18 protein-coding genes are annotated in these 21415 nt (G+C 65.7%); 7 read left to right on the top strand and 11 right to left on the bottom strand.

The genetic code is table 11. The annotated features are described in order from the left end of the window. The first annotated feature begins 82 nt into the window (after positions 1-82). On the top strand, positions 83-1267 hold the full coding sequence (locus IAG41_RS11360; protein WP_187728763.1) for a DNA adenine methylase: 1185 nt from the start codon (positions 83-85) through the stop codon (positions 1265-1267). Positions 1268-1291: 24 nt separating this feature from the next. Here IAG41_RS11360 and IAG41_RS11355 read toward each other — a convergent pair whose 3' ends face one another. After that, the gene (locus tag IAG41_RS11355) at positions 1292-3589 is read right to left on the bottom strand and encodes a DGQHR domain-containing protein (protein ID WP_187728762.1); all 2298 of its coding nucleotides are present in this window, start codon (positions 3587-3589) and stop codon (positions 1292-1294) included. Between the two features lie 62 nt (positions 3590-3651). Between IAG41_RS11355 and IAG41_RS11350 the strand changes: the two genes are divergently transcribed. Beyond that, positions 3652-4278: an HNH endonuclease gene (locus tag IAG41_RS11350; protein ID WP_187728761.1), complete on the top strand. Its 627-nt coding sequence runs from the start codon at positions 3652-3654 to the stop codon at positions 4276-4278. Positions 4279-4563: 285 nt separating this feature from the next. Here IAG41_RS11350 and IAG41_RS11345 read toward each other — a convergent pair whose 3' ends face one another. The 3 genes from IAG41_RS11345 to IAG41_RS11335 all read right to left on the bottom strand — a co-directional run bounded on the left by IAG41_RS11345 (position 4564) and on the right by IAG41_RS11335 (position 6732). Next, positions 4564-4797, bottom strand: a complete 234-nt coding sequence (locus IAG41_RS11345; protein WP_187728760.1) for a hypothetical protein — start codon at positions 4795-4797, stop codon at positions 4564-4566. A gap of 126 nt (positions 4798-4923) precedes the next feature. Beyond that, positions 4924-5778: a helix-turn-helix domain-containing protein gene (locus IAG41_RS11340; RefSeq protein ID WP_187728759.1), complete on the bottom strand. Its 855-nt coding sequence runs from the start codon at positions 5776-5778 to the stop codon at positions 4924-4926. Between the two features lie 39 nt (positions 5779-5817). After that, positions 5818-6732 (bottom strand): VOC family protein, encoded by a 915-nt coding sequence (locus tag IAG41_RS11335; protein ID WP_222950660.1) that lies wholly within the window; start codon positions 6730-6732, stop codon positions 5818-5820. A 264-nt stretch (positions 6733-6996) separates the two neighbouring features. Between IAG41_RS11335 and IAG41_RS11330 the strand changes: the two genes are divergently transcribed. The 5 genes from IAG41_RS11330 (at position 6997) to IAG41_RS11310 (ending at position 13559) form a co-directional block, all read left to right on the top strand. Next, on the top strand, positions 6997-8601 hold the full coding sequence (locus IAG41_RS11330; RefSeq protein WP_187728757.1) for an ArnT family glycosyltransferase: 1605 nt from the start codon (positions 6997-6999) through the stop codon (positions 8599-8601). A 95-nt stretch (positions 8602-8696) separates the two neighbouring features. After that, entirely contained in the window at positions 8697-9212 is a 516-nt protein-coding gene (locus tag IAG41_RS11325; protein WP_187728756.1) for an RNA polymerase sigma factor, read from the top strand. After that, on the top strand, positions 9202-10146 hold the full coding sequence (locus IAG41_RS11320; RefSeq protein WP_187728755.1) for a FecR family protein: 945 nt from the start codon (positions 9202-9204) through the stop codon (positions 10144-10146). Before IAG41_RS11325 ends, IAG41_RS11320 begins: the two co-directional genes overlap by 11 nt. 55 nt (positions 10147-10201) lie before the next feature. Beyond that, positions 10202-12529, top strand: coding sequence for a TonB-dependent receptor domain-containing protein (locus tag IAG41_RS11315; protein ID WP_316251142.1), 2328 nt, complete (start codon positions 10202-10204; stop codon positions 12527-12529). A 196-nt stretch (positions 12530-12725) separates the two neighbouring features. Further along, positions 12726-13559 carry a hypothetical protein gene (locus tag IAG41_RS11310; protein WP_187728753.1) on the top strand — a complete coding sequence of 278 codons (834 nt, stop codon included), beginning with the start codon at positions 12726-12728 and terminating at the stop codon, positions 13557-13559. 185 nt (positions 13560-13744) lie between these two features. Here IAG41_RS11310 and IAG41_RS11305 read toward each other — a convergent pair whose 3' ends face one another. The 7 genes from IAG41_RS11305 to IAG41_RS11275 are packed head-to-tail and all read right to left on the bottom strand — an operon-like array spanning position 13745 to position 21382. Next, a complete protein-coding gene (locus IAG41_RS11305) occupies positions 13745-14209 on the bottom strand; it encodes a DUF1801 domain-containing protein (protein ID WP_316251141.1) in 465 nt (154 codons plus the stop codon). Next, on the bottom strand, positions 14199-14615 hold the full coding sequence (locus IAG41_RS11300; RefSeq protein ID WP_187728752.1) for a VOC family protein: 417 nt from the start codon (positions 14613-14615) through the stop codon (positions 14199-14201). Before IAG41_RS11300 ends, IAG41_RS11305 begins: the two co-directional genes overlap by 11 nt. Further along, positions 14612-15094: a helix-turn-helix transcriptional regulator gene (locus IAG41_RS11295; protein ID WP_316251140.1), complete on the bottom strand. Its 483-nt coding sequence runs from the start codon at positions 15092-15094 to the stop codon at positions 14612-14614. Before IAG41_RS11295 ends, IAG41_RS11300 begins: the two co-directional genes overlap by 4 nt. Further along, entirely contained in the window at positions 15091-15537 is a 447-nt protein-coding gene (locus tag IAG41_RS11290; protein WP_222950659.1) for a DUF1801 domain-containing protein, read from the bottom strand. The genes IAG41_RS11295 and IAG41_RS11290 overlap by 4 nt, the downstream gene beginning before the upstream one ends. A 37-nt stretch (positions 15538-15574) precedes the next feature. Then, positions 15575-16984, bottom strand: a complete 1410-nt coding sequence (locus IAG41_RS11285; RefSeq protein WP_187728750.1) for an efflux transporter outer membrane subunit — start codon at positions 16982-16984, stop codon at positions 15575-15577. Next, positions 16981-20178, bottom strand: a complete 3198-nt coding sequence (locus IAG41_RS11280) for an efflux RND transporter permease subunit (protein WP_187728749.1) — start codon at positions 20176-20178, stop codon at positions 16981-16983. The genes IAG41_RS11285 and IAG41_RS11280 overlap by 4 nt, the downstream gene beginning before the upstream one ends. Positions 20179-20188: 10 nt before the next feature. Next, the gene (locus tag IAG41_RS11275) at positions 20189-21382 is read right to left on the bottom strand and encodes an efflux RND transporter periplasmic adaptor subunit (protein ID WP_187728748.1); all 1194 of its coding nucleotides are present in this window, start codon (positions 21380-21382) and stop codon (positions 20189-20191) included. Between the last annotated feature and the right edge of the window lie 33 nt (positions 21383-21415).

Genomic DNA, 21415 nt, shown 5'->3' with positions numbered 1-21415 from the left:
ATTGATGGGAAGAAACCGATCCGGCTTTTGGGCTTGCCAAAAGGCACCTCGAGCCCGATTCTCCGGGCGGCCGGGGGAAGTCATGAGCAGTCGCATCAGCTATATGGGGACGAAGCATGACCTCGCCGATCGCGTGGCGAAGGTTATCGCTGGTTGCCGCCCTGGGCGCCTTCTCGATGCTTTCGCCGGGATGGGTGCGGTTGCCGACGCGCATGCCGGCAAAAGGCGGGTCTGGACCAATGACGTCCAGCATTTTGCCTACCTTGCGGGCCGGTGTCGGTTTACGGACCCAGCTGGGCCCTTGCCAGCCTCTCGCATGCGCGAATTGACGACACCGACCTTCCAGCAGAATATGGATCTGCTCGAGGAGCAGAATAGCACGGCATGGGATGCCACCGGTAAGATGCCGGCAACGTCCAGCTTCGAAGAGTTTGAGCGCTTGTTCACGTTGGTCGCGGACGAGACGATCGCCCGCGAAGGGGCCTATGCGTGCTTCACGGCGACTTACTCGAACGCTTACTTTTCGCTGACCCAATGCGCGGAGATCGACTCCGTCCGCTGCGCGATCGACACGCTGCGGGGCCGCGGCGTATTGACGCAGGCGCAATTCGACTGGGGGCTTCTGGCCTTGGGCCATACAGCCTTGCGCGTCGCGAATACGACTGGTCATTTTGCCCAGTTCCTGACGCCTAGTGAGAAGAATTTCAGGCGTGTTGCGCGGCAATTTGGACGGCCCGTTTTCGACGAATGGCTGGCCAGCTTGGACTCGTTGAAGCCTTCGGGCACGCCCGAATGGCGCGCCCAGAATTTCGCCACGAGATCAGATTGTGACGCCTTGTTGCGGACGATTACCAGTTGTGGCGACGTCGGGGTTGTCTACTGCGACCCGCCCTATACGGACGACCAATATTCCCGCTTTTACCATGTTTGGGAAACGCTGATCCTGAACGACTATCCGACCGTCACAGGCGCGGGCCTTTACCGGCCCGACAGATTTACGACGGCCTTCTCGCTCCGTAGTAAGGTCGCCGGCGCCTTCCGTGCCCTCGTCAATGAAGTCGCGTCGACGGGCGCGGACCTGGTGCTGAGCTATCCATCGAACGGGCTGCTACACGATATCGGTGGGAATCCGCTCGACGTGCTCCGGAGCGCCTATCCGAAAGCCAAGCTGGTCGCCCAGATCGAGCATAATCATTCAACCATGGGCGCCTCTAAAGGCAGCGCGACGGCGAGCGTCGCCGAATGCCTCTATCTGGGCCGAGCCTGATCCGAGCGACCAGCACCGGGGGGCTCAAGCGAGCGGCGGCTCGAACTCTCCCTCGATGAAGCTTGGCGGCAGCGTGTTCGCCAGATGCTCCGAGATCAGTGAGAGCATCTTCAGGTCATCATCTTTGTAGGAACGACCGCCCGGATGGGCAACGATGCGCCGGATTCGGTTGAAGCCCTCGAACCAACCGCTGTAGAAATGCTTGCCACCGCCTTCGTCCTGCATCTGGATGCTGAGCACGTCCTTGACGGTATCGCGGACCTCCTTTTGGGTCGCGATCTTCTGCAGCTGGATCCAGTCGAGATAGGTCTCGACCGTATGCTTGTCGCCGGCTTCATCATCGATCCGCTTAGTCTGGCAGGCCTTCTGAATTTCTTTAGGCACTCCAAGGTCGAAGAAGTCTTCGCCGTAGATGTGGCGCAGCCTGTCGATGAGGTAGGCCATGACAACCTGCTGGATCCATTTTACCTGCCGGTCGGCAAGCTCGACGACCTCAGCCGAGGACAGGCGTTTGAACTCGGAATAGCCTTTCGGCGCGAAGTCGGGCGCAACACCGACCACTAGGTCGACGATGCTGAAGAAGTATTCGTGGAAGCCGCTGCTGCCGAAGATTACCTTGAAGCGGGCTTCGAACTCGGCGTCGGTCGCCCTCCGGATGAAGGCGAGAACCGGCTCGATGTGCGGCCTGATGCTGCCGTAAAGGTCATGGACCTCGGCGGCCTGCGGCTCGAAGCCGAGCTCTTTAGAAGCATAGTCAATGAGCTCGCTGACTAGCCGGATATGGCTGCCTACGCCGAAATTGGTGCAGAGCAGACCGGCCTTGCCGGCTTCCCACCGTTCGGGGTTGGCGAGGCGCACCTCCTCGAAGTGAATATCGAGGAGGGTGACCAGTCGCTTCAGGCTCGCTTCGGAGGGGCCGTCCCAGCAGGGGCCGTGGACGATCTCGCCAGTGCGAGGGTTGATGGTGCCGATCAGTCCTGACTGGTTGATGCGGTCCTGGATGCTGCGGACATTCAACGGCTGACTGGTGCCTGCGGTGATGCCCGGCGAGACGACCTTGCCCTCGAGCGCACCGCCCCCGCGCGTATTGAGAAGATCCACCGCGCGCGAGGCGATCGCCGATAGCCGCTCTTTAGGAATCTCCGAATCCCATTTCACCTCGCCTTCGAGCGCGGAAAGCAGGGTCGGCGGGACGGTCGCCTGCTTAGAGTTAATCTCAACAAAGATATTCGCTTCTTCGGAGGCGGTGACCGAGTCGAAGCCAATGAAGAACAAGGGCGTAGTATAGTCTTCACTCGCGTAGGTCGTGCCGTACAGCCGGTGCTGGCCATCGATGATCCAACAGCTTTTGTAGCGGTCGGGCAGAATCAGGTTACCGAAGGCCACTGAGGAGATGTCGTCCTTGGCCGTCTGCTCAAACAAAGGCTTGCGGTGAAAATTCAAGAGAATCGTGTTCGGAAAGAATTTCTTATCGTCGAGAAATTCGCCGATCTGCTTCAAGCGTGAGGGTTTGATTATCCTTTGATAGGAGGGGGCGCCCGAAGGATCGCGCAGATCTCGGTGATTAACAAAGGCGATCCGGAGAATGTCTTTTGCGAGCGCGGAGAAAAGGTAAGCGGTCTTGCCGCCAAGCTTGGTTTTAACAGCCGGAACCTTGCGGCCAGCGAGCGCGGGGACCTTCTGGTTTTCAAGATATTCGGCGTGGAACTGGTAGCGTGCGGCAGGTCCCAGTTTCTTGGAAAACTCCTCGAAATAGATAAGCTCCAAGCCTTGGATTACGTTGATCTTGTGGTCGGCCGCGCGCTTGAGATCTTCATCCGACCAGCGGATATTATCCGTGACGAAGCACCAGATGATCTTCGGTTTAAACGCATCGCCATAATGCTTTCGGATGGCGTCGGCCATCGGCTTCATTAGGCCGGCAAATTCGTTAAGATCCTTCTGCAGCACTCTCTTGGTCGGCACTTTGCAGGCTTTGCATTCTGCGATGACGATCGTTTCATCATCCTTCGCAAAGACATCGACCTGTTTCTGGATCGCGTCTTCGCCCTTCCCAACGACGACGCGAAAATGCCGACCCTTGTTGAGTTCGGCGTAGCCGAAGCGATAGAGGATGTTCCAGAAGCGGTTTTCGATGACTTCGTCGAAACGCTTCGGCCGGCGCATGCGCAGGGAATTTTTGTTTTCGCGCTGCAGGGACCAGCCGTCCGCTTCCCTCGTCGCGCGAAGGGGGGAGGCAACGGTCTCTTCATCAAAGGGCTTGCTTCGGCGTGCGTACTCGGCACGCTTCTCCCCAAACTCTATTACCAAATTTCCAAGCATTCTAGCTCCCCCGCGACCGATAAAGGCAAACGGGTGCAAGCGTGTCAAATAGGATTGGAAGAATGGCTGTGATTGCGGTGCCTTTGTCTCGTTTCGAAACCGTGGCGGCAGCGTTGCGCAGCCTTGGCGGCCAGGCGCGACCCGTGGAGATTGCGCAAGAGGTACGACGGCTCTTCCCTGGGCCGCATACGGACAATTTGCTGCAGAGTGTGCGCGCACGAATCCAAGAATGTTCGTCGGATTCCCATCACTGGAAGAAGAAGCGCGATCTTTTTTACAGCGTACACGGGATTGGCGGTGGCGTTTGGGGGCTGCGCGATATGGATCCGCTCAACCCCGTAAACCGAGACGGTTTCGTTGACTATGTAGAAACCTATATGGCAGCCGAAGGCACAGCTACGCTGCGTACACACCTACGCCGTGAACGATCGAAATCGCTCATCGAGCGCTTCAAGAAGGAACTGAAGACAGTTGCCTGCTCGGTTTGCGATTTCGATTTTGGAAAAACCTATGGAGAATTGGGCTGCGGCTTCATCGAGGCCCATCACAAAATCCCTGTTGCGCGGCTGGAACCGGGTGCAAGGACGCGGTTGGAGGATCTCGCAGCCGTATGCTCCAATTGCCACCGAATGCTGCACCGTTCGGGTCGTCTCTCGATCGAGGACTTGAGGTCTCGACTGAGGCGATGAAGGGGTCATGGAGAAATGGCGATACCAGATGCCGCAAGCAAACAGGCAGCTAACGGCCCAACCCTCGCCGTCCGGACGGCCGCGCAAAGAACAATCTGATGATTATTGGTATCGCGGTGGTATCGCAGTTTGCTGGTTTCGACGATTGAAGCTTGGATAATCAAGCTAAAACTCCACGATTTTTCAGAGATTTCTCGAGTTTCAGCTGCAATCGCACTGCAGAGGTCAGGGGTTCGATTCCCCTCAGCTCCACCAGCCGCCAGCCGCAGAATCCTCAGTTTCCGGTTACTGCCTGGTCAGGGCCACGCCAGCATCTCGAAAACCGTCAGAGTGCCGCCAGAGGCCGGCGCCCAGCGTGACCAGTTCGATGAAGAGATTTTCATCGAGAGCCTGGATCTGTGGATCCGCGAGAAGCGTGGCGAACAGGATGCAGAGTGTCTCGATCGGCACATCCGATGCCTGTTTTGCGAAGTCGAACATGACGTTCAAGATCGCATGTGCCGGCAATTCCTCTACCATTTCAGTCGTTCCGGGCCATTGGATGAAGGGAGGCTATCCGGAAACCCCAACATCGCCAATCCCCTGCCGGGTCTAAATTTAAGTTACTGTAAAACTGAAATAATTGTTGGACCGCCCGCCAATAACCTATGGGGAATCGGGTGACTGCGTGAGCGCTTCGCTTTCTTCCTGGACTAGTTCCGCGCAGACCCCGGCGGTGTGCTCGTCGGCGGGGAAAGTGCAGTCGATCCGGATCTCGTCGAGCGTCACGTCGTGTGGCGCGGCGAAGCTCGTGAACGTCTCGAAAAAGCGCAGCTCGCCGCGCGGGCTGCGGAAGGTGAAGGTGATGATCGGCGCGGGCTCGTCGCCGAGATCGCGCAGCCGCCAGCGTTGCGGGACGCCAGGATAGCGGAATACCTCCTCGAGCAATTGCCGCGTGCGGCGATCGGTGGGATTGGCGGTCAGGTCGTCGTGCAGGTGGCGGATGAAGCGCCCCGCCACTTCGGGCCAGTTGACGATGACCGATCGGAAATCCGCAGGGTCGAACAATTGGTGGATCAGATTGGCGTGCGGGCTCTGCCGGCCGCCGGTCAGCAGATTGTTCACCCGCACCGCCGCGGCGTTGGTCATCAGCACGTCCCAGTGCCGGCTGATCACGAAGGCCGGATAGGGCTCCTGGTGCGCGATGATCAGATCGACCGCCTGGCGGATCCGATCGAGCGCCGGCGCGGCGAGGGCGCGCTCGGGGTGCATCGCTGCGTACCCTGCCGCCCTGAGCAGGGCGTTGCGCTCGCGCAGCGGCATGCCGAGCGTATCGGCGAGCCGGGCGACCGTCTCGCGGCTGGCTCGCGCCTTGCCGGTCTCGATGCAACTCAGGTGACGGGTCGAGATGCCCGCCTCGAGCGAGAGATCGAGCTGGCTCATCCGGCGCGCGGCGCGCCATTCGCGCAGCAACATGCCGATCGGCGGATGGGCGTCGTCGGCAGTTGCGTGCGTGGCCATGCGAATCCTTCGGGCTGTTGGCCGTCAGGATAGCGAGGTTCACGCCCCGCTACACGGGTCCTTCGCCTGCGCCGTTAGTGCGTGAAATTCGATCAGCATGCCGAGATCGTCCCGCGTTGGCGCCAGGAAGGAATCGCCCGACAGGCCGCGATAGCGCGTCAGCTTGCGCTCATAGCCGCGCTCGACCCAGCGCTGCGCCCGTCCGAGATCGGTGGCGGCGAAGCTCATCCCCAGAACGCGCGATCCGCCGCTCGCCATCACCGCCGCCGCGGTTCCGGCGCCATCGGGCCGCAGGATCAGCAATGCGGTGGGCCCTACCGGCACGCAGAAGCCCTTGGCCCCGACCTCGGGCACCCGCACCGGCACCGCTCCGCCATAGCCCATCCGCTCGAGCTGTTTGCGGTCGGGTTCCGCAACGGACGATACCAGCCAGATCGCGGAGAGCGCGCGTGCGCTGTTGGGATGCTCGCGTGTCACGCGCCAGTCGTCAGCATTGGCGGGATCGGCCTGATCGGGCGCGTATCCGGCGCCATAATCGATGAAGAAGGTGTTGCTGGAGAGCGGCGCGCGATCGAATGCGAACAGCCGCCAGCCGGGCTTCGCACTGTCGGGGCCGGTGAAGAACGGCGTCACGGCATAACCGAGCGCCTTGAGCGAATCGTGGATCGCGTCGAGCCCCGATGACCGGAAGCCGAAGGTCCGCGCGCCCGGCTCGTTCTTGAGCGCGACGCGGTCCTCCTTCATGCCCGGATCATATTCGGGATCGGGCCGTGTAACGCCGAGCAACTCGATGAAGCTGGTGTCGGCGAAGCGGATAAAGCGATTGGCGACGCCGCCGGGATTGCGGCCGGCCCGGACCTGGAAGCCCAGCTTCACGGCCATGGTCGACGTCACTTCGTCGATGCTGCGACCCCAAAGCAGGACATGATCGAGCCGCGTGGGCGCGGTAGCCATTGGCGTTGCCGGCGCCGTCGCGCCGAGGGTTAGGAACAGCGCAGACGCTAGAAGCAAGGATCGCACGCGAGAGTCTCCCGGGAGATGTCGCGCGGCTTGTGCCGGGCAGTGTTCGCCGGGTCCATGACCTCGGAGGTCATGAACCCGGCCATCGACACATCAGCGTCCGAATTTAACTGCGCCTGGCGTTGCGGGTTTGCCGCGCCTGACTCGTCCTCCTCTCGGTAGCCATTCCAGGCGCCCGGTACGGTTCTGAGAGGTTCGATGTTTCGCGCGACGGACGCATTCGTGTCCCATGGGTCCGAATGGACCTTTCCCTCCAAGGCTCCGAGCAAGCCCGGCTGGGCGAGGCGATTGCTTGCCGGCACGGAGCTGTGGGTAGCCAATCCCGCGACGCTCGCTTTGCTCCTGTTCGCCGTAGCCATCGCGGCGCGCGTGGCGCAGTTCGGCAATCCCGTGGTGCAGGTGGACGACCAATTCTATCTGCTGGTTGGCGACCGGATGCTGCACGGCGCGCTGCCCTTCGTCGACGTCTGGGACCGCAAGCCGATCGGGCTGTTTCTGCTCTATGCCGGGATCCGGCTGCTCGGCGGTGGCGGCGTCATCCAGTATCAGATCGTGGCGACTTTGTTCGCGGCGCTGACCGCATTCGTGATCGCGCGAATCGCGCTGAGGGGGACGAACCCGCACGGCGCCGCCGCGGCGGGCGTGGTCTATATCCTCTATCTCGGCGTGTTCGGAGGCGAGGCCGGCCAGTCACCGGTATTCTACAATTTGCTGGTCGCATGCGCGGGCTTGACGATCGTGCGGGTGCTGGAGCGGCCACACTTCGATCGCATCAGCGTTTCGCTCGGCGCGGCGGCGATGCTGCTCATCGGCATTTCGCTGCAGGTCAAATATTCGACCGTCTTCGAGGGTGCGCTGTTCGGCGTGGTGCTGATGCTTGCCGCGCGCGCCGATGGCTGGCCGTTGGCGCGGGTCCTGTCCGCCGCGATCCTGTGGGCGGGGATCAGCGCGCTTCCCACTGTGGCGGCATGGCTCGTCTATGTCGCGATCGGCCACAACGCGGAGTTCGTTCAGGCCAATTTCCTCTCTATCCTCGCGCGAGGCTCGGACGGGACGGGGATCGCCGCGTGGCGGCTCGTGCAAATGACGCTGGGGCTGATGCCGCTGCTCTGTGCCAGCTGGATGGCGCTTTCGGTCAAGCGGGAGGCTGAGACCGGCGTCGCGCGGCGAGTGCGGCACTTCGTCCTGACCTGGGCGGTTTGCGCGATCGCCGGCGTCCTCGTGTTCGGCGCCTATTTCGATCACTACGCCCTGCCGCTGCTGCTGCCGCTCTCGCTCTGCGCGGCGCCGCTGTTCGGGGATCCCAATGCCGGTATCGCGATCGTCGGCGGCAAGCGGACGTGGCGGATCTCGGCCGGGCTGGTCGTGATGATCATCGCCACGGCGATCTCGATTCCGGCGATCAACAAGAATCGCCGCGACCGGGGCTGGGGTCCCCAGGTCGAGAAGCTGGCCGCCTTCATCCAGCCCAGGCTCGGCGACGGCTGCCTGTTCGTCTTCCACGGCGAGCCCGCGCTCTATCAGATGACCAACAGCTGTTTTCCGACCCGGTGGATATTCCCGAACCACCTGAACTATCGGCGCGAGGCGAACGCGCTGGGCGTCGATGCCGTGGCCGAGACCAGCCGGATCATGGCGACTCGCCCGAAGCTGGTGGTGACCAGCACAAAGCCCGAGCGCGACGTGAACCCGGCGACCTGGGCCGTGGTGCAGGCGGGGCTGGCGCGCGACTATGATCTGGCATTTGCCCAGCCCGTCGGGAGCCGGATGCGGCTGGTCTACCAGCTCAAGTCCGGGCGATGAATCGCGAGAGCGCGGTGCGGCGTCGCGCCGTTCGATCCCCCGGCCGAACGCGACCGGGCTTGGCAAGACGGCCGCGCAGTGCTTTTGGGGCGCGGATGGAGTCCCACCCTGAAATTGGCGGACTGCAGCGTGTTTTTCTCAACGAGCGGAGCCGACTGCTCCGATTCCTCCAGGCGCGTGGCGCGGGCGAGGAAGCTGAGGACGTGCTGCACGATTTGTGGCAGCGCCTGGGCTCGGCGGGCAGCCAGCCGATTGCGGATCCGCTCTCGTATCTTTTTCGCGCGCTCGAAAATGTGATGCGCGACCGCCGGCGCTCGGACGTCAGTCGCGATCGGCGGCAGCAGGACTGGTACCAGCTCGGCCCCGATCCCGACGATGAACCGCGCGGCGAGCGCGTGCTGATCGCGCGCGAGCGGCTGCGCAGGGCGGAAGCGGTGCTGGCGGCGCAAGGTGTGCGGGTCGAGTTGGTGTTCAAACGCTATCGGCTGGACGGAATCGGGCAGGCGGCGATCGCCCGCGAGCTGGGGATAAGCTTGAGCTCGGTCGAGAAGGATTTGCAGAAGGCCTATCGCGCGCTGGCCGATCTCCGGGGGAAATTCGATGCGGAATAGGGGCGCGCCGGAACCGGTCGCGGAGGCTGCGCGGCTATGGGCGATCCGGGTTCAGGATCCCGCATTCGACGGCTGGGACGGCTTCACTGCCTGGCTCGAAGCCGATGCGGCGCATCTGGCCGCCTATGAACAGGCGCTCGACGACGATGCGCAAATGACGGGGCTGTTGTCGACCGCGGAGCAATTCCGAGCCGAGGCTCCCGCCCGCTCGCGGCGGCGCCTGCTCGTCGGTGCGGGCAGCGCGATCGCAGCCACCGTGGTTGCGGCGGCCGGCTGGTGGACTTTCGGCGCCGGACCGGCCGAGCGCGAGATCGCGACGCGGCGCGGCGAACACCGGACCCTCGCGCTCGCCGATGGGTCGAAGGTGCAGATGAATGGTGCGACACGGGTCCGCTACCAGTCGGATGCGCCGCGGCGGGTCGCGCTCATCGAGGGCGAAGCCTTGTTCGAGGTCCGCCACGACGCGCGCGATCCCTTCGTCGTGACCGTGGGCGCGACGCGGCTGGTGGATGCGGGAACGGTGTTCAACGTTGTCCGCCAGGCGCAGCAGACCCGGGTCGCGGTTGCCGAAGGCGCGGTCATCTACAGCCCCGGCGCGAACGAGGTTCGCCTGGAGCCTGGAGATGCGCTGGCGGTGGACGGCTCGGCCGCGCCGGTGCTGACCCGCGCCGCGCCGCAGGAAATCGGGAGCTGGCGAAGCGGGCAGCTCTTCTATCGGGATGCGCCGCTCGATCAGGTGGCCGCCGACCTTGCACGCAGTCTGGGCGAACCCGTCGAGACGGTCGACGCCGGGGACCGGCGTTTCACCGGGACGCTCGCGGTGCGTGGCGAGCCGCGCGCGGTGCTGGCCCGGATCGCGCCGCTGATGGGGGTACGCGTGAGCAAGTCGAAGGAAGGGTGGGTACTTACCCCGATCAATGGTTCGCCGCGCTGAGTTTCACGTAGCAGCGTTATTGCTCGCGTCTCCCGCCGCGGCGCAGGAGTCGCGCGTGCAGGTCGCGATTCCCGCGGGCCGGCTGGACGCCGCCGTGCTGGAGCTGGGGCGCCAGGCGGGGATCAGCGTCGGCGTGCCCGATCGCTCGATCTCGGCTGTGCAGGTTCGAGCCGTACGCGGGCGTCTGATGCCGGGCGAGGCGCTCGATCGATTGCTCGCGGGCACGGGCCTCCGTCTGCGCAGAATCGCGCCGGGCAGCTATCTGATCGAACGCGGCGCGCCGCCGCGACGCAAGCCGCCACCGGTGGCGCGGCCACGGAAATCCCCGACGGTCGAGCCGCCGGAAACCGTGGCGCCCGAGGAGATCGTCGTCACCGGCACGAAGCGCGACGTGCCGCTCTACGCCTATCCTGGCGGCGTGCAGATTCTGGACGGCGATGCCATCTCCAAGGCCGAGGGTGGCCATGGCACCGATGCGATCGCCAATCGCGTGGCCAGCCTGTCCTCGACGCATCTCGGGCCGGGCAGGAACAAGCTCTTCATCCGCGGCATCGCCGATTCGAGCTTTGTCGGGCCGACCCAGGCGACGGTGGGGCAATATTGGGGGAACAGCCGTATCACCTACAGCGCGCCCGATCCCAATCTGCTGCTCTACGATATCGGCAGGGTCGAGGTGCTCGAAGGGCCACAGGCGACACTCTATGGCGCGGGATCGCTCGGCGGCGTGCTGCGCGTGGTGCCCCGCGCGCCCGATCTGTCCGCCGCCGAAGGCCAGGCCTGGGCGGGCGCGCAGGTCGTCCAGCATGGCGATCCGGGTGGCGACGCCGGTGCGGTGGTCAACGTGCCCATCCTTTCCGACGTCCTCGCGGTCCGCGCCCTGGGCTATGTGTCGGTCGAGGGCGGCTATATCGACGATCGCGAACGCCATCTCGAAGACGTCAATCGCGTGCGCACCGTCGGGGGACGCGCGGCCATCCGCCTGGAGCCGGGCGACGACTGGACGATCGACGTCAATGGCCTGGGCCAGCGGATACTGGGCGACGACAGCCAATATGCCGATCGCGGCGGCGACGGGCTCAGCCGCGCGAGCACGCTGGCGCAGCCCTATCAGAACGACTTCTGGCTGGGCGAGATCGTCGCGCGCAAGCAATGGGGCTCGCTGGAGCTGACGACGTCGGTCGCGCTGGCGGAGCAATATGTCTCCGAGCGTTTCGAAGGCGTGGATTCGCTCGATCCGGAACAGCCCTTTCCCTTCGCCCTGCCGCCCGCGTCGTTCACCCAGGTGAACCGCATCGACATGCTGACCACCGAGACGCGGCTGGCGCATAACGGGCCGGACGGGACCGGCTGGCTGATCGGCGTGAGCGCGATCGGCAACTGGGCGCGGGTGAACCGGCAGCTGAACCGCGATCCGGAACCGGTGTCGCTGACCGGGGTCCGCAATCGCGCCGAGGAAGCCACCTTGTTCGGCGAATGGACGTTCGCGCCGCTGCGTCGCCTCAGCGTGACGCTGGGCGGGCGCCTCACCCATGCCCGGCTGGCCGGGAATGCGGAGGACGTCGATCAGCTCAAGGCGTTCCGCGTCGATCCCGGCGCCCGCGCGACGCGCTCGGAAACGCGGCTGCTGCCGTCCGCTGCGCTGGCGTTCAAGGCGAGCGACGGGGTCACCGTTTTCGGCCGGTATCAGCAGGGCTTCCGGCCCGGCGGCCTGGCGGTGCGCCGCGATTTCATCCAGCGATTCAAAGGGGACCGCCTCTCCACGATCGAGGCGGGCATTCGCTATACCGCGCCCCGGCTGGAGATTTCCGCGACCGGTTCGCAGACCTGGTGGCACGACATCCAGGCCGATCTGGTCGACGGCTATGGCTTCCCCGCCACCGCGAATATCGGTGACGGCCGGGTTACCTCGCTGGGCCTGTCGGGCCGGTGGCGGCCGGTCGGCGGAATCGAGCTCGACGCGTCGCTGTACCTGAACGGCAGCAAGGTCTCCGTGCCCATCGAGACGCAGAACACCGTCGGCGCCGTGGATGCATCGGCACGCTTGCCCAATGTCGCGGATGCCAGCGGCCGGCTGGGCGCGAGCTACCGCACGGCGCTGGAGGACAATATCGAACTGCAGGCCTCGGGCTATGTCCGCTATGTCGGGCGCTCGACGCTCGGCATCGGATCGGTGCTGGGGCAATTGCAGGGCGACTATGCCGATACCGGCCTCGACCTGCGGCTCGCACGCGGCGCGGGCGCGCTGACGCTTTCGATCACCAACCTGCTCGATTCGCGCGGCAACCGCTTCGCGCTCGGCACGCCTTTCCTGATCCGCGACCGCAACCAGATCACCCCGCTCCAGCCCCGCAGCCTCAGGCTCGGCTTCGAATTCGGCTTCTGATCTTTACGGCTCGCGGCGCTCGGCACCGTCTTCGACACTGAAGGGCGCACACCTGACAGGGGGCCCCAATATCCTTTCTGGAAAGTCGATGACGTCACTGCGTTTGTTGGTTCTTTTGGCCTGTTCCGGGATCTCGGCCACCCCCGCACTGGCGCAAGACGGCGCCCAAACTCCTGGAAATAGCGCGCCTGCGCCGGTGTCGGACCCGTTCGGCGTGGCGGTTCCGGCGCTGCGTGCCGCCGCGAGCGTGATGATGGATCTCGGTTCGCGCCCCTCCGAGGTTCCGCAGGTGAATGCCTGGCTGCAGCAATTCGGCTGGGGCACCTCGCACAGCATCGGCGACGCCGCGGACAACGGCATTCGCGGCTGGGGCGCCGCCGGCGGCCTCGAACTCGCCGCGGGACGCAGGGACGCTATCGGGGTCTCTGCGGGCTTCTTCCGAAGCGACGATTCCACCGCCGGGCCCGCGCGCGAGAAGGTTCGTCTCCTCGAAGGCGCGGTGCATTGGCGCCGCAACTGGGGAAGCGTGTCGTCGGTGCTTCGACTGGCCGCCGGAACGCTGACCTCGAAGGACGATGTGGAAGATCCCGGCGCGGCGGGCACGCGGAAGAGCGTCCTGCTTTCGGCCAGCGGCGGCGTGCAGCGCGAAGTTGCGATCGGGCGCCGCCTGCGGCTCACCCCGGCGCTGGTCGCCGACTATTATCGGCTCGCCGGCGGCAAGGCACGGGGAAGCGCTTCGCGGCGGGACCAGAGCGCGGTCACCGGCACGATCGCGTTCGGCTATGAGCTTGGCAGCATGGCCCCGGATGTGGCCTGGCTGCGGGTCGATCTGGAAGGCGGGCGACGCGAAATCGTCTTCGACCATTTCGGCGAGAATAATGCTCTGGCCGCCCAGCGCGGAGGCGGCTTGCTGCGACTGCGCCTTTCGGGCGGCCGCGAGGCCTTCAGCCTGGCGGGCGAAGCTTCGGCGGAAGAGCGGCGGGAGGGCACCGGCATCGCGCTTCGCCTGGGGTCTCGCCTTTCCTGGTGACGAAAACGGGAGCGTGAAAATTCTTGTGCGGAGTCGGCGCCGGGACTCCGTCTAGGTCCCGAGGGGTTGGGTATGCCGTGTCACCCCCCTACGGCAGGTTCAGCCCCTCAGCTCTCGTCCGCCATCCATGCACCGGTGGGATACCCGGCTTGCCGACTGCATGGATGGCACTTGCGCACGCCGGGTCAGGCGTCCCTGGGCTTCTTCTGAACATTGAGCGCCACCGCGCCGAGAATGAGCGCCTTCAGCGCCTCCTCGTCGATCGCCTCGCCCTCGTGGAAATCGATGGCGCGCCGGGTGTTGCCCTCCAGGCTGGAGTTGAACAGGCCTGCGGGATCCTCCAGCGCAGCGCCCTTGGCGAAGGTCATCTTCACGGCATTCTTGTAGGTCTCGCCGGTGAAGAGCATTCCGCCGTGATACCAAACGGGAACGCCCCGCCACTTCCACTCCTCGACGACGTCGGGGATCACCTGCTTGATGAGGGCGCGGAGCCGGGCGAGCGTCTCACCCCGCCAGTCGCCCAGCTCCTCGATCCTCGCATCGATCCGCTGGGAGGGAGAGATTTCTCCTGTTGCTTCCATCGCGCCGCCTTCCTCTTCCTGATGCTTGCCACTGCCTGCGGGGCGCTCGGCGAAATGCTCAGCCAGCATTGCGCTGCGCCTCTATCATCTTCCACCCGTTCCCCGAAGGATCGCGGAAGCCGGCATCGACGCTGCCATAGCGATCCACGGGCTCCTGGGTGAACTCCACGCCGACGCCGCGCATCCGTTCATAGGCGGCGCGGCAATCATCGACGACCAGCACGAGCGCCGGCATCGCGCCCTTCGCCACGAGCTCCTGCAGGGTCTGCGCGGTCGCCGCGTCGACCATCGGCGCCTGGGGCTTGAACAGGCCGAGCTGGAAGGAGGGCTGGTCCGGATGCTGCACCGTCAGCCAACGATAGTCGCCGTTGCGCGCATCGGTATGGACGCGGAAACCGACCTTCTCGACATAGAATATAAGAGCTTCGTCCTGATCGCGAACATACAGACCGACGACACTGACACCCTGGCTCATAAGACCTCCTTCTGGTTGGACGCATCCCTCCTATCGTCCGCGTCCAGCCGCCGCTTCTCCGAAACTGCTATGTTGAGATCGGGCCGGTGCGCGGCGCGCAGCACGCAGGCCGGCACCCGATCGAGCTGGTTCGGAGCGGCACTCGCGCGCGCACGGAGTTCGCCCGGGCTCTCGCCGGTGACGTCGCGAAAGGTTCGGCCGAAGGTGCCGAGGCTGTTCCAGCCGGTCTGGAACGCGATCTCGGTGATCGACAGCTCGGTGTCGCGGAGCAGGGCTGCGGCGCGCTCGATCCGGCGGGTGAGCAGATAGCGGTGCGGCGGCAGGCCGAATGCCTCCTTGAACGAGCGCGCGAAATGCGCCTCGGAAACGCCGCTCACCTTTGCCAGGCGCGGGACCGGCCATTCTTCGTCCGAGGCGGCGTCCATCCGGTCCTTGGCGCGCAACAGGCGGCGCAACAGCTCGGGGTCCTGGCCGCTCACAGGCGCTCGCCGGGCAATACGCTGGCCTGCTGCACCCAGACGGCAAGTTGTGCCTCGTCGAACACATCGTCCTCGTGGATGTGGAAGTAGCGAACCTCCCGCTGCTTCGATTCGACCGGCGGGACGGGATTGAGCGACGTGCCGCGGAAAAAGGCCAGCTTGATGTATTTCGTCATGCAGTGGAACGCGACGAACCAGCCCTCTCCTGCGACTCCGTAGAAGGGGGTGTTCCACTTCACCGCCTTGTGCACGCCGGGGACGGTGCGTGTGATGAGCGCGTCGAGACGGCGCCCGATATCGCTTTTCCAGCCCGGCATCGCGGCGATATAGGCCTGGACAGGCGCGTCGCCCTCGCCCTTCGCGATCCGGGGATTGCCGCTGGAGAGAAGGACCGGCTCGCCGCTCTTCGCGGCTTTCGGCTTCGCAGGCATGGTTCCGGCCATTGCGTTCGCTCCCATCCGTCGGCGCGACGCTTCTGCCTTACTGGGTGTTGGTCTGCCAACCGCCGCCCAGCGCCAGGAACAGCGACACGGTCGAATCGGAGAATTGCGCCTGGGCCTGGGCGAGCAGTGCCTCGGATGCCGCAAGGCTCCGCTCCGAATCGAGCACGATCTGGAAGCTCTCGGCGCCCGCGCGATAGCGCAGCCGGGCGATGCGCGCGGCTTCCTCGCTCTGGGCGCTTGCACGGCGCAGCGTCTCGACACGGGTGCCGGCGGCGACATAGTTGGCGAGCGCGGTCTCGGTGTCGCGCAGCGCGATCAACCAGGTGCCGTCAAAGGTCGCGAGCGCGGCGTCGGTGCCGGCCCGCGCCTGGGCGATGCGCGCGCGGGCGACGCCGATATTGGGGAAGGTCCAGGAGATGAGCGGCCCGATGCTGAAGCGGAATCCCTTGTCGGAGAAGAGATCGCCGGCGGTCAGCGCGGTCGAGCCGATCGACCCGCCGATGCTGATGTTGGGATAGAGATCCGCCGTGGCGACGCCGATCCGCGCGGTAGCGGCGGCGAGGCGGCGCTCGGCGGCGCGGACATCGGCCCGGCGCGCGAGCAATGAGGCGCCGTCACCGACCGGAATCGGCTTGGTCACGGTCGGCGAGGTCTCGCAGATCGCGACATCGGCCGGGAATTCCGCGGGCGGCTTGCCGGTCATCACCGCGAGCCGGAACAGCGCGCCCTTGCGCGCGGCTTCGAAGGTCGGGACGTCGGCGCGGGTCTGTTCGAGCAAGGCGGCGGCGCGGCTGGTGTCCAGCCCGGTGCCCCGGCCACCCGCTTCGAGCCGGCGGGTCAGGTCGAACGTCTCTTCCTGCACGCGCAGGCTCTCGCGCGCCACTGCGAGCTGATGCCCGGCGGCGCAGGAATCGGCATAGGCGCGGATCGTCTCGGCGACGACGGTGACGCGGGCGAGATCATAGGTCGCCTGGCTCGCCGCGACATCGGCGCGGCCGGCCTCGATCGCGCGGGCGATCTTGCCGAACAGGTCGACCTGGTAGCTCGCGTCGAGCCCGGCATCGAACACGTCGAGATCCGTGCCCCCCGTGCTCTGCCCGAACGAGGCGCCCGATTGGCGGGTGCGCGAATAGCTGCCGCTGACCGTAGTGCTGGGCAGCCGCTGGACGCGCGTCTCCCGCAGTACCGCGCGTGCCTGGCGCAGGTTGGCGGCGGCGACGCGCAGATCGGTATTGGCGGCGAGCGCCTCGTTCACCAGCCGGTCGACCACCGGCTGGTCGAACAGATGCCACCATTCGACCGGCGGCTCCTCGGCGACGAAGCCGGGCGCGGCGGCCTGGGTCAGCGGCACCTGGGCGGGTGCCTTGGGCGCGGGCGAGACATAGTTGGGGCCGACCATGCAGCCCGAAAGAGCGAGCGCGGCGGCGACGGTGAGGCTGCGCTTCATTGCGCTTCTCCCGCAAGGGCACCCGGCGCTTCGGGCGGCGGCGCCTCCTCATGCGAACGCGGCTTGGGGCTGAGCTTGCGCAGCAGCACGTAGAAGACCGGCGTGAAGATTAGGCCGAATATCGTGACGCCGACCATGCCGAACGCCACCGCGGTGCCGAGCGACTGACGCATCTCCTGGCCCGGGCCCGAGGCGATCGCGAGCGGGATCACGCCGAAGATGAAGGCGAAGCTGGTCATCAGGATCGGGCGGAGGCGCGAGCGCGCGGCGTGCACCGCGGCCTCGAACCGGTCCATGCCCTCTTCCTCGCCCTGCCGGGCGAACTCGACGATCAGGATCGCATTCTTCGCCGCAAGCGCGATCAACACGACAAGGCCGACCTGAGTCAGGATGTTGTTGTCCATGCCGCGCAGATTGACACCGAGCATCGCCGCCAGGATGCACATCGGCACGATCAGGATCACCGCCAGCGGCAGGTTGATACTCTCATATTGCGCCGCGAGCACCAGGAACACGAACATCACGGCGAGGACGAAGATCAGCGCCGAACTGCTGCCCGCCGCCTTTTGCTGATAGGCGAGGCCGGTCCATTCGAAGGTATAGCCCGGCGGCAGCGTCTTTGCCGCCATCTGCTCCATCGCCGCGAGCGCATCGCCCGAGGAGACGCCCGGTGCGGCGGCGCCCTGCAGCTCGACCGCGGGGAGCAGGTTGTAGCGCACCACGCGCGCCGCGCCCGAATCGCGGTGGAAGGTCGCGACCGACGAGATCGGCACCATCTGGCCGCTGATCGAGCGCACCTGGAGCCGCCCGACATCGGTGAGGCTGTCGCGCGCCGATGGCTCGGCCTGTGCGGTCACGCGGAAAGTGCGGCCGAGCAGGTTGAAGTCGTTGACATAGTTCGAGCCGATATAGGTGCTGATCGCATCGAACACCTGGCCCGGGTCGACGCCGAGCAATTGCGCCTTGTCGCGGTCGACATCGGCGCGGATGCGCGGATTGGCGGTGTTGAACAGCGAGAAGACCTGGGTGACCTTCTTCTCCTGCATCGCCGCGCCCATCATCGCGCCGGTTGCGCCTTCGAGCCCGCGCCAGCCGCCATTAGCCGAGCGGTCCTCGACCATCATCACGAAGCCCGATCCGTTGCCCAGGCCCGGCACCGCCGGCGGCGCGATCATGAAGATGTTGGCGCCGTCGATCGCGCCCGCGAGCTGGCCGGTGAGCTGACCGGCCAGCGCCTCGGCGCTCTGCTTCGGCCCACGCTCCGACCAGTCCTTGAGCCTAATGAAGAACACGCCCGCGTTCGACGCCTGGCTGAAGCTCGCGCCGTCGAGACCGGCAAAGGCCGCGCCGTCGAGGATGCCGTCGGTCTTGCTGGCGATGTCATAGGCCTTGTCGGTCACCGCGCTGGTGCGGTCGAGCGACGAGCCCGGCGGCAACTGGACGACGCCGATCAGGAAGCCCTGATCCTGTTCGGGGATGAAGCCGGTCGGCGTCGCGGTGAGCCGCCAGCCGGTCAGCGCCAGCAGGCCAGCATAGATCAGCATCATGATCAGCCCGAGCCGGATCAGGCGCGCGGTAACATGGCCGTAGCGGTCCGAGAGCCATTCGAAGCCCTGGTTGAACTTTTCCGCGCCGATGCGGATCGGCCGCGACCAGCGCGGGCCTTCGTTCGCGTGTACATCGTGGTGTGGCTTGAGCAGCAGCGCCGCAAGCGCGGGTGACAGGGTCAACGACACAAGCAGCGACACCGCCGAAGCGGCGGCGATGGTCACCGCGAACTGCCGGTAGAAGATGCCGGGGATGCCGCCGACCATCGCGGTGGGGATGAACACCGAGACCAACACCAGGCCGATCGCAATCAGCGCGCCCGACACTTCCTTCATCGTGCGGTGCGCCGCCTCGCGCGGGGCGAGCCCGTCACGGATATGCCTCTCCACCGCCTCCACCACGACGATCGCGTCGTCGACGACGATGCCCACCGCGAGGATGAGCGCGAACAGTGACAGCGAGTTGATCGAGAAGCCGAGCGCGAGCTGCACCGCGAAGGTGGCGACCAGCGAGATCGGTATCGCGACGATCGGGATCACCGCGGCCCGCCATGTCTGCAGGAAGACCACGACGACGATCACAACCAATACTACCGCTTCGAGCAACGAGTGCTGCACCGCCTCGACCGAGGCCGCGACATATTCGGTGGGGTTGTAGGGGATCGAATATTTCAGGCCCGGCGGGAAATCCTTGGCCATCACGTCCATCTCGGCGAGCACGCGGTCTGCCGCCGAAAGCGAGTTCGCGCCGGGCTGCTGGACGATCGCGAGCGCGATGCCGCGCTTGCCGCCGAATGAGCCGCGGATCGAATAATCCTGGCTGCCTAGCTCGATCCGGGCGACGTCGCGCAGCCGCGTGATCGAGGCGCCGGTGGGATCGGCCTTGACCGTGATGTTCGAGAATTGCTCGACGGTGGCGAGGCGTCCTTTTACGTCGACGGGCACTTCGAACGACGGATTGTCCTTGCCCGATGGCGCCTGGCCGAGCGCGCCGCCCGCGACCTGGACGTTCTGGCCGCGCAGCGCCGCCACGATCTCGCCCGAGGTCAGGTTGCGCGCGGCGGCCTTGTCCGGATCGATCCAGACGCGCATCGAATAATTGCCGCCGCCGAACACCTGCACCGAACCGACGCCGTCGAGGCGCAGCAGCCGGTCGCGGATCGCGGTGTTGGCGTAGTTGCCGATATAGTCGACATCGAGGCTGTCGTCGGGCGAGGTCAGCGCAACGATCATCAGGAATCCCGATTCCTGCTTGTTCACCGTCACGCCGATCTGGCGGACCTGATCGGGCAGGCGCGGCACCGCGAGGTTGACGCGGTTCTGCACCAGCACTTGCGCGGCGTTGAGATCGGTGCCGGGCTTGAAGGTGATGGTGATCGTCGCGGCGCCCTGGGTCGACGAGGAGCTCATATAGAGCATACCCTCGACGCCGTTGATCTCCTGCTCCAGCGGCTGCGACACCGTATCGGCGATCGTCTCGGGATTGGCGCCGGCATAGAAGGCGTTGACCGCGATCGTCGGCGGCGCGATCTCGGGATATTGCGAGAGCGGCAGCAACGGATAGCAGAACGCGCCGATCAGCGTGATGAAGACCGCGATCACGCCCGCGAAGATCGGGCGTTCGATGAAGAAGCTCGAAATGTTCATGGCGGCGCGCTCAGCGGTTGCCGGCGGGGAGCGCGGTACCGGAAGGCAGGTCGCCGTTGGTCGGCGCCGCCGCGGCGGGCGCCTGACCCTGCTGGATCTTGCCCGGTTGCGGCGTGACCTTCTGGCCCGGGCGCGCACGCTGGCCGCCGCCGATGATCACGCGGTCCTCACGGGTGATACCGCTCTGGATCACGCGCAGATCGCCGCGCAGCGCCCCGGTCTGCACCGGCTTGGCGGCGACGGTGTTGTCCTTGCCCACCACGAGCACGATCTGTCGCGCGGCGTCGGCCTGGACGGCGGTGTCGGGCACCAACAGCGCCGGATAGGGGCGCGACGCCTCGAGCCGGAGCGAGCCGAACATGCCGGGCTTCAGGAAGCCGCCAGGATTGTTGATGATCGCGCGAGCACGGATCGTGCCGGCGCCGGCATCAAGCGCGTTGTCGATGAAATCGAGCGTGCCCGAATGCGCATAATCATTCTCGTCGCTCAGCTTGACGCGCACCGGCGTGCCCGAGCGGACGCCCGACCCGTCGCGCTGATATTTGAGCAGCAGTGCTTCGGAGCCCTGGAAGACGAAATGAATGGGATCGACCGAGACGATCGTCGTCAGGATGGTCTGATCGGCGGTGACCGAATTGCCGACATCGATGCGGCGCTCGGAGATGCGGCCGCCGATCGGCGCGTAGACATTGGTGAAGCCGAGATCGAGCCGGCGCGCGCGGACATTGGCCTGGGCGGCGGCGACCTGCGCCACACCGGTGCGGACCGTGGCCTGGCGGCTCTCGACTTCCTCCTGGCTCGCGGCGCGCGACGCGGCGAGCGTCTGCGAGCGGGCGAGCTCAGTGCGGGCATTGACGAGCGTCGCTTCGGCCTGGGCGAGCTGCGCCACGGCCTGGGCGAGCGCGGCCTGAGCTTGGCGCGGATCGATCGTGAAGAGCAGCTCGCCGGCGCGGACGAAGGCGCCGTCGCGGAAATGGATGCCCTGGAGATAGCCGGTGGCGCGCGGGCGCACCTCGACACTCTGGATCGCCTCGAAGCGCCCGACATATTCGTCCCAATCGACGAGGTCCTGCACCAGCGGCGCGGAGACCGTCACCGGGGGCGGGCCGGGGGGCGGGGGCGATTCGGCGCCACCGCATCCGCCGAGCAGGAGCGTGCCGGCCAGGGCCGCGGCGATAAACGTCTGAGCTTTCGTCGAAAACATGCGAGCGTTCCTGATCCAGCGACCGCCGGGCAC

This window comes from Sphingomonas sp. JC676 (assembly GCF_014489075.1).
In the GTDB taxonomy this organism is placed as follows: domain Bacteria; phylum Pseudomonadota; class Alphaproteobacteria; order Sphingomonadales; family Sphingomonadaceae; genus Sphingomonas.
This window is presented reverse-complemented; position numbering and strand designations above follow the sequence as displayed.

What these genes read in the sequence shown, in the direction of transcription:
- IAG41_RS11290 (WP_222950659.1), bottom strand. Translation starts at nt 15,537, where the DNA reads ATGGCCGGAACCATGCCTGCGAAGCCGAAAGCCGCGAAGAGCGGCGAG.
- IAG41_RS11285 (WP_187728750.1), bottom strand. Translation starts at nt 16,984, where the DNA reads ATGAAGCGCAGCCTCACCGTCGCCGCCGCGCTCGCTCTTTCGGGCTGC.
- IAG41_RS11280 (WP_187728749.1), bottom strand. Translation starts at nt 20,178, where the DNA reads ATGAACATTTCGAGCTTCTTCATCGAACGCCCGATCTTCGCGGGCGTG.
- IAG41_RS11345 (WP_187728760.1), bottom strand. Translation starts at nt 4,797, where the DNA reads ATGGTAGAGGAATTGCCGGCACATGCGATCTTGAACGTCATGTTCGAC.
- IAG41_RS11340 (WP_187728759.1), bottom strand. Translation starts at nt 5,778, where the DNA reads ATGGCCACGCACGCAACTGCCGACGACGCCCATCCGCCGATCGGCATG.
- IAG41_RS11320 (WP_187728755.1), top strand. Translation starts at nt 9,202, where the DNA reads ATGCGGAATAGGGGCGCGCCGGAACCGGTCGCGGAGGCTGCGCGGCTA.
- IAG41_RS11275 (WP_187728748.1), bottom strand. Translation starts at nt 21,382, where the DNA reads ATGTTTTCGACGAAAGCTCAGACGTTTATCGCCGCGGCCCTGGCCGGC.
- IAG41_RS11350 (WP_187728761.1), top strand. Translation starts at nt 3,652, where the DNA reads ATGGCTGTGATTGCGGTGCCTTTGTCTCGTTTCGAAACCGTGGCGGCA.
- IAG41_RS11330 (WP_187728757.1), top strand. Translation starts at nt 6,997, where the DNA reads ATGTTTCGCGCGACGGACGCATTCGTGTCCCATGGGTCCGAATGGACC.
- IAG41_RS11360 (WP_187728763.1), top strand. Translation starts at nt 83, where the DNA reads ATGAGCAGTCGCATCAGCTATATGGGGACGAAGCATGACCTCGCCGAT.
- IAG41_RS11355 (WP_187728762.1), bottom strand. Translation starts at nt 3,589, where the DNA reads ATGCTTGGAAATTTGGTAATAGAGTTTGGGGAGAAGCGTGCCGAGTAC.
- IAG41_RS11335 (WP_222950660.1), bottom strand. Translation starts at nt 6,732, where the DNA reads ATGGCTACCGCGCCCACGCGGCTCGATCATGTCCTGCTTTGGGGTCGC.
- IAG41_RS11300 (WP_187728752.1), bottom strand. Translation starts at nt 14,615, where the DNA reads ATGAGCCAGGGTGTCAGTGTCGTCGGTCTGTATGTTCGCGATCAGGAC.
- IAG41_RS11305 (WP_316251141.1), bottom strand. Translation starts at nt 14,209, where the DNA reads ATGCTGGCTGAGCATTTCGCCGAGCGCCCCGCAGGCAGTGGCAAGCAT.
- IAG41_RS11325 (WP_187728756.1), top strand. Translation starts at nt 8,697, where the DNA reads ATGGAGTCCCACCCTGAAATTGGCGGACTGCAGCGTGTTTTTCTCAAC.